Below are 6751 nucleotides of genomic sequence, written 5' to 3'. Positions count from 1 at the left end.
AACGCCGCCCGCAACGCCTGCTTGACGGTTTATATTTTATGGAAAATCGTTAGATTTTCCGAATCCGTGTGGCAATCTTCAGGAACAGGAAATGTCAAAAATCGAGCAACTTTCTTCTATCATAAAAGACACAAATCGTATTGTTTTCGCTCCTTCAATCGAAGAAAAATATCTTTCCGACACGCTTGGCCGCAAAAAGGGCGTGGCCTCGGCTTTGGTCTTTCCGACGTCAACAGAAGAGGTGAGCGCGGTTTTGCGATTCGCTTACTCGAATGGAATTCCGGTAACGCCTCGTGGAGCGGGAACTAATCTTGTGGGGTCTACGGTTCCTCACGATGGCTCGATCATCCTTGATTTTTCTTTGATGAACAAAATTCTTGAAATCGACAGGGAGAACTTTACGGCGACTGTTGAGCCTGGCGTGATTCTTGAGGATTTTCAGAAATATGTCGAGAGCCTGGGGCTTTTTTATCCGCCTGATCCGGGGGAAAAGAGGGCTTCAATCGGCGGAAACATTTCTACCAATGCCGGTGGAATGAGGGCTGTAAAATACGGAGTCACCAGAGATTATGTGATGGGGCTTGAAATCGTAAAAGCCGACGGAAGTGTAATCACATTGGGAAGCAAAAACCGAAAGGACACCACGGGCCTTGACCTCAAAGACATCGTAATTGGCTCGGAAGGAACGCTTGCCGTCATCACAAAGTGTTTGCTTCGGCTTGTGGGAAAGCCAGAGAAATCTTTGAGCCTTCTTGCAGGATTCAGCTCGCTCAAAGGTGGGATTGAGGCCGTTCCGAAAATCTTACAGGCAAATCTCAATCCCACGGCCGTAGAGTTCATCGAAAGAAAAGTCGTAGCTTTGGGCGAAAAGTTCCTGAATCTCAAATTTCCCCTTGAAAGCGAGGCTTATCTTCTTCTCACTTTTGACGGAAGTGCAGAAGAAATTGACTCTGCTTTCAAAAACCTGCAGACAGTCCTCAAAGATTCAGCAGAGAAAATCATTTCCCTTGATGACTCCGCACTTTCTCAGAATGTATGGCGCATCCGTGGCTGTCTTGTAAAGGCAGTTGAGGCCGTAAGCGAGCAGGAACCGCTTGATATTGTCGTTCCCATTGCAAAAGTCGCTGATTTCGTCAATTTCGTAAACAAGCTGGAAGGGGAGAGCGGAATGCAGATGATAAGCTTCGGTCACGCAGGCGACGGAAATGTTCACCTCTGCGTTGTCCGTGGCGACCGCAGCGAAGAAACTTGGCAAAAAGAACTTGGCGAAAATCTTTCAAAGCTCTATTCTTATGCAAGGGAATTGGGCGGTCTGATTTCCGGCGAGCATGGTCTTGGAGTGAGCAAGAGAGACTTTTTCTTTGCTGAGACTCCAAAGGCAAATGTGGAGCTTATGAACGCCGTAAAATCCGCCTTTGACCCGAAAAGGATTTTGAATTCAAATATTTCGTATGTGAGATAAATAATCCCGCACAAGGGATTGTAGGGGCGGCGTAGCCGTTGCGAAATGACGAAGCGCAGCGAAGGAATGTAGCAATGAAGCGACAGCGGCACCCCGAAAAGCCCGACCCGAAGCAGCTTGCTGCGTAGGGATGTGCCCTTAAATTTAAAAACGAAATGGAGCAAGCAATATGCCAGAACTTTCAAACCGAACCGCAACTTTTACCGACAGCGTAATCCGCCGCATGACCCGAATCTCAAATCAGTACGGGGCTGTAAATCTCTCGCAAGGATTCCCGGACTTTGAGCCACCGCGCGAGATTCTTGAACGACTTGCTCAGGTCACAAAAGAGGACTTTCATCAGTACGCAATCACCTGGGGGGCACAGAATTTCCGGGAGGCACTTGCTGCCAAAATCCAGCATTTTTCTGGAGTAAGCGTGAAGGCGAACGAGGAGCTTGTCGTCACTTGTGGCTCAACCGAAGCGATGATGGCCGCCATGATGAGCGTGACAAATCCCGGCGACAAAGTGATTGTATTCTCTCCGTTTTATGAAAATTACGGTGCGGACACGATTCTCTCTGGTGCCCAGCCGATTTATGTTCCATTGATTCCGCCGACTTTCCGCTTTGATGCTGCCGTTCTTGAAGACGCATTCAGGCAGAAGCCCAAGGCAATCATCGTCTGCAATCCGTCGAACCCCTGCGGAAAGGTCTTTACCCGCGAGGAGCTTACGATAATCGCTGACCTTGCAAAAAAATATGATACTTTTGTCATCACCGATGAAGTTTACGAGCATATTCTTTACAAGCCGCACGAGCATACCTACATGGCAAGCCTTCCAGGCATGAAAGAGCGCACGATTACCTGCAATTCCCTTTCAAAAACCTACTCAATCACAGGCTGGAGGCTGGGCTACACTCAGGCAAACGCAGAAATCACCGACAGAATTAAAAAAGTCCATGATTTCCTCACCGTCGGTGCGGCGGCCCCCTTGCAGGAAGCGGCCGTTACAGGCTTAAAGTTCGGCGACGATTACTACAAAGACCTGCAGGAAAAATACACCCATAAGCGAGACCTTTTCCTTCGCGGACTAGACTCAATCGGCCTTAGCCACACAGTCCCGGAGGGAGCCTATTACATTCTCATTGACATTTCCGAATTCGGCTTTGAGTCAGATTTGGAATTTGCCCAGGTTCTGGCTCAAAAAGTGGGCGTGGGTTCAGTTCCTGGCTCCAGTTTCTTTAAGGAGAAGGAAAACCGCTATGTCCGTCTGCATTTCGCAAAAAAAGACGAAACATTGAACGAAGCCCTGAACCGGCTGAGTGATATTCGGAAGAAAATATGACCTGTACAGAAATTTTTGAGCATTTACACCAGAATCCAGAACTTTCTTTTGAGGAATTTGAGACCACAGCCTTCATCAGAAAAATTCTCGCCGATGAAGGAATTGAAATCCTCGATTTGCCGTTAAAAACCGGTCTTGTCGCCCGCATAGTCGGCTCTAAGCCTGGAAAGAAAATCGCTTTCCGTGCTGACATTGATGCCCTTCCCCTTGAAGAAAAGACAAATCTTCCCTACAAATCAAAAAATCCCGGAAAAATGCACGCCTGTGGCCATGACATTCACATCTCGGTCGGCCTCGAAACAGCCCGACTTTTGAATCAGAAAAAATCTGAACTTTGTGGAGAAGTGCTTTTTGTCTTTCAGCCTTCCGAAGAAAACGGAAAGGGAGCTCTTGAAATCCTTAAAACAGGCGTTTTAGATGGAATCGACGCAATTTTTTCCCTTCATTCAAGCCCGCTTCTTGAAGTCGGTCAGGTGGGAATTAAAGAAGGAGCGATTACGGCGGCGGTTGACCTTTTTAAAATCACAATCAAAGGAAAAGGCTCTCACGGAGCAGAACCGCAAAACGGCCGTGACCCAATTGCCGCAAGTGCGGCGGTCATCAGTTCTTTACAGACAATCGTTTCCCGCAATGTAAATCCAAACGACCAGGCCTTAGTCAGCGTAACCCACATACAGGGCGGCTCAAACTGGAACATCATCCCCGAAGAAGTGCTTCTTGAAGGAACAATCCGCACCACAAATCCAGAAACCCGTGCCTTTGTAAGCCGCCGCCTCACTGAAATTGCCCGAAACACGGCCGCCGCCTTTGAAGAAGAAGCCAGTGTAGAAATCGAAAATGCTCCGCCCTGCACAAATAATGACAAAGAACTCGCAGCCTACGCATGGAAAACAGCGGAAAGTCTTGGATTAAAGCCAGTCCGCCCTGAAATCACAATGGTGGGGGAAGATTTTGCTTTTTATCAGGAAAAATTCCGCGGAATCATGGTCTGGCTTGGCGTAGGAAAGACAAAGCCCCTTCATAATCCTGGATTCACCGCAAATCCAAAATCAATCGAATTAGGTGCAAAATATTTTTCGGAAATGCTTATTTCCTATTGACTAAGTAGGTAAAAGAATTTACACTGTGCTTATAACCTACCTAGTCAATAGGTTATAAAAACTAAGGCCAAATTTTAGAGGTACTATATGGCATTAGACGAAGAGACAATTTACCGTGAGCATCCCTGCTTTGGGCCTCACAAGCACAATAAGGGACGGATTCATTTGCCGGTCGCGCCTGGCTGCAATATCGAGTGTCGCTTTTGTGACCGTAAAATCAATGAAAATGAAAACAGGCCGGGAGTCACAAGCACGGTCATCAAGCCGGAAGAGTCCCTGGAGTATATCCGCCGGGCTTTAGAGCGATGTCCTGAGCTTACAGTCGTTGGAATCGCAGGCCCTGGCGACACGCTGGCAACTCCTTACGCCCTTGAAACATTCCGCCTCGTCAAAAAAGAATTTCCCCAGCTTATCCGTTGTATGAGCACCAACGGACTTCTTTTGCCCGAAAAAGCCGATGAGCTGATTGAAGTTGGAATCGACACGCTTACGGTTACGGTAAATGCCGTTCAGCCAGAGATTGAAGCCCAGCTTAACAATAAAATCATTTATCACGGAAAAATTTACACGGGAGTAGAGGCGGCAAAAATCCTTATTCATAACCAGATTGAAGGAATCAAAAAAGTCGCCGACAGCGGAATGTTGATAAAAGTCAATTCTGTTCTCTGTCCGGGAATCAACGACCAGCATATTGAGGAGATTGCCTACACCGTAAAGGATGCCGGGGCGCATATTTACAATATCATTCCGCTGATTCCGCAAAACGAATTGCGCGACCTTCACGCGCCCACATTCACGGAACTGGATAATGCTCGGAAAGCGGCTTATCCCTACATCAACATTTTCACTCACTGCGCCCACTGCCGTGCTGACGCAATCGGAGTTCCGGGGGAATATGACATCGGAAGTGAAATCTACATGGGTCGGGTGAACACGAAGGAGACTTTTTCCCATGGCTGATAAATACAAAGTAGCGGTTGCCACAAGCGACGGAAAAACAGTGGATTCTCACTTTGGTCATGTTTCGAATTTCCTGATTTTTGAGGTAGATGAAGAGTCTGGCAAATTCGAGGATGTGGAAGAGCGGGATGTTAGTGCTGCCTGCTCAGGCGGCTCTTGCGGAGGAGCGCAGAAAGAAAGCGATTCCCCCTGCGGCGGTCACAATGGGGCAGGCGAGGCTTCTTCTCCCATGGACGAAATTGCGAAAGCCCTCTCCGATGTGGATTATGTTCTTGTGGCGCGCATAGGCCCCCACGCAATCAGGGCACTTGCAAAATACGATGTGACCGCCTACGACATAGTTCTACCGATTGACGAGGCAATCTCAAAAATCAATGAATTCAGAAAAAAAATAAAAGAAAGGAAACAAAATTATAAAACTAACTAGACGCGGATGAACGCGGATAAACGCTGATAAAAAAATCTGCGTCCATCTGTGTGTATCTGCGTCAAATAAGAGGTATTGAGTATGGCGAAAATCTTAGACCAGCCGCGTTACAAGTGTGCGCTGGCTGCAATGCAGACCGTTCAGTCAATCACGGGGGCGATTCCAGTCCTTCATTCGGGACCGGGCTGCGCTTCAAAACTGAACGACAACAACGGAACCAGCGGCCGCTACAGCCCCAACATCTTCCCTTGTACTTCGATCTCGGAGAAGGAGGTTGTCTTTGGCGGTGCGGAAAAGTTGCGCTCTACGATTCACAACGCTCTCCGGGTAATCGACGCTGACTTGTTCGTGGTGCTTTCAGGCTGTACCGGCGAGATTATCGGCGACGACATCAAGGAAGTTGCCCAGGAATTTGAGGACGAGGAAAAGCCTGTAATCTGGGCGAAAACTCCGGGCTTCAAGGGCAACAACTACGTGGGTCACGACTGGATTTTAAAGTCAATCTTCGAGCAATACCTGAACCGCCCGGCAATCAAAGACGAGCGGGAAGAGGCCGGCGGAACGATTAAAGGTCTGGTCAACATTTTCGCAGGGCCTCCTCAGCAGGATCCTTACTGGCTTGGAAATTTGCGGGAAATTGAAAACCTTATCTCTGCCATCGGGTTAAAGCCAAACACAATCTTCGGCTTTGGCCGGGGAATCGAAAACATAAAGAATGTCGCCCGTGCCGAATTCACAATTTTGATTTCGCCTTGGGTCGGTTTGGAAAGCGCAAAATATATTGAGAGTAAATTCAAGATTCCCCTTTTGCATTATCCGATTCTTCCGATTGGCGCGAGCGAAACGACGAAATTCCTTCGTGCAGTTCAGGAATTTACCGGTGCTGACAAGGACTTGGTTGAAAAGGTCATCAACGAGAAGGAAGCTGAATTCTACTATTATATCGAGCGATTCGCAGATACTCTTCTTGAGACCCGAATCCTGGGGAAACGCTTTACCGTGGTCAGCGACAGCCAGTACACCATGGCGGTCACGAAATTCCTTGTAAACGACATGGGTCTTTTCCCGGAGAAAGTCTTTATCACCGATGACGCGCCGGAAGCCTTCCGTGACAAAATCGCAAACGAGATTTCAAACCTCAACTATGGCATTCAGGCTCAGGTTCAGTTCACTACGGACGGCCACGACATTCAGGAGCAGATTAAAAAGACTGACTTTGCGGGCACTCCCCTCATAATCGGCTCAAACTGGGAGAAAAAACTGGCCGCTGAAATCGGGGCGCATTATGTGAATGTAAGCTATCCGATGCTTGAAAAGCTCGTAATCAACGACCACATCGCTGGCTATTCGGGAGGCTTGCACCTCCTTGAACAGATTTTCACAGCCGCTTTGAGCAAATTGAAACTCTAGGAGACGTGATAAAAAGTACTTCCGTGTACTTTTTATCACAGGCAGATTTTGCCGTTGGCAAAACT

Annotated in this window: 6 protein-coding genes; all 6 read left to right on the top strand. The window is 47.9% G+C overall.

Going from position 1 to position 6751, the window contains the following annotated elements; translation table 11 throughout:
* Positions 1-91 precede the first annotated feature (91 nt).
* Positions 92-1462, top strand: coding sequence for an FAD-binding oxidoreductase (locus tag B2089_RS11895; RefSeq protein WP_296324739.1), 1371 nt, complete (start codon positions 92-94; stop codon positions 1460-1462).
* Between the two features lie 169 nt (positions 1463-1631).
* Entirely contained in the window at positions 1632-2789 is a 1158-nt protein-coding gene (locus B2089_RS11890; RefSeq protein WP_296324737.1) for a pyridoxal phosphate-dependent aminotransferase, read from the top strand.
* Positions 2786-3889 (top strand): M20 metallopeptidase family protein, encoded by a 1104-nt coding sequence (locus tag B2089_RS11885; protein WP_296324735.1) that lies wholly within the window; start codon positions 2786-2788, stop codon positions 3887-3889. Before B2089_RS11890 ends, B2089_RS11885 begins: the two co-directional genes overlap by 4 nt.
* Positions 3890-3976: 87 nt before the next feature.
* Entirely contained in the window at positions 3977-4849 is an 873-nt protein-coding gene (locus B2089_RS11880; RefSeq protein ID WP_296324733.1) for a radical SAM protein, read from the top strand.
* Positions 4842-5276, top strand: a complete 435-nt coding sequence (locus tag B2089_RS11875) for a NifB/NifX family molybdenum-iron cluster-binding protein (protein WP_296324731.1) — start codon at positions 4842-4844, stop codon at positions 5274-5276. Before B2089_RS11880 ends, B2089_RS11875 begins: the two co-directional genes overlap by 8 nt.
* A gap of 81 nt (positions 5277-5357) precedes the next feature.
* Positions 5358-6686 (top strand): nitrogenase component 1, encoded by a 1329-nt coding sequence (locus B2089_RS11870; protein WP_296324728.1) that lies wholly within the window; start codon positions 5358-5360, stop codon positions 6684-6686.
* Positions 6687-6751 lie beyond the last annotated feature (65 nt).

The organism is Treponema sp. UBA3813 (assembly GCA_002368605.1).
Lineage (GTDB): Bacteria > Spirochaetota > Spirochaetia > Treponematales > Treponemataceae > Treponema_D.
The sequence above is the reverse complement of the archived record's forward strand: the minus strand, read 5'-3'. Positions and strand labels throughout refer to the sequence as shown.

Bases quoted from the DNA above. Each gene is read 5' to 3' on its own strand.
- B2089_RS11895 (WP_296324739.1), top strand. From the start codon at position 92: ATGTCAAAAATCGAGCAACTTTCTTCTATCATAAAAGACACAAATCGT.
- B2089_RS11890 (WP_296324737.1), top strand. From the start codon at position 1,632: ATGCCAGAACTTTCAAACCGAACCGCAACTTTTACCGACAGCGTAATC.
- B2089_RS11885 (WP_296324735.1), top strand. From the start codon at position 2,786: ATGACCTGTACAGAAATTTTTGAGCATTTACACCAGAATCCAGAACTT.
- B2089_RS11880 (WP_296324733.1), top strand. From the start codon at position 3,977: ATGGCATTAGACGAAGAGACAATTTACCGTGAGCATCCCTGCTTTGGG.
- B2089_RS11875 (WP_296324731.1), top strand. From the start codon at position 4,842: ATGGCTGATAAATACAAAGTAGCGGTTGCCACAAGCGACGGAAAAACA.
- B2089_RS11870 (WP_296324728.1), top strand. From the start codon at position 5,358: ATGGCGAAAATCTTAGACCAGCCGCGTTACAAGTGTGCGCTGGCTGCA.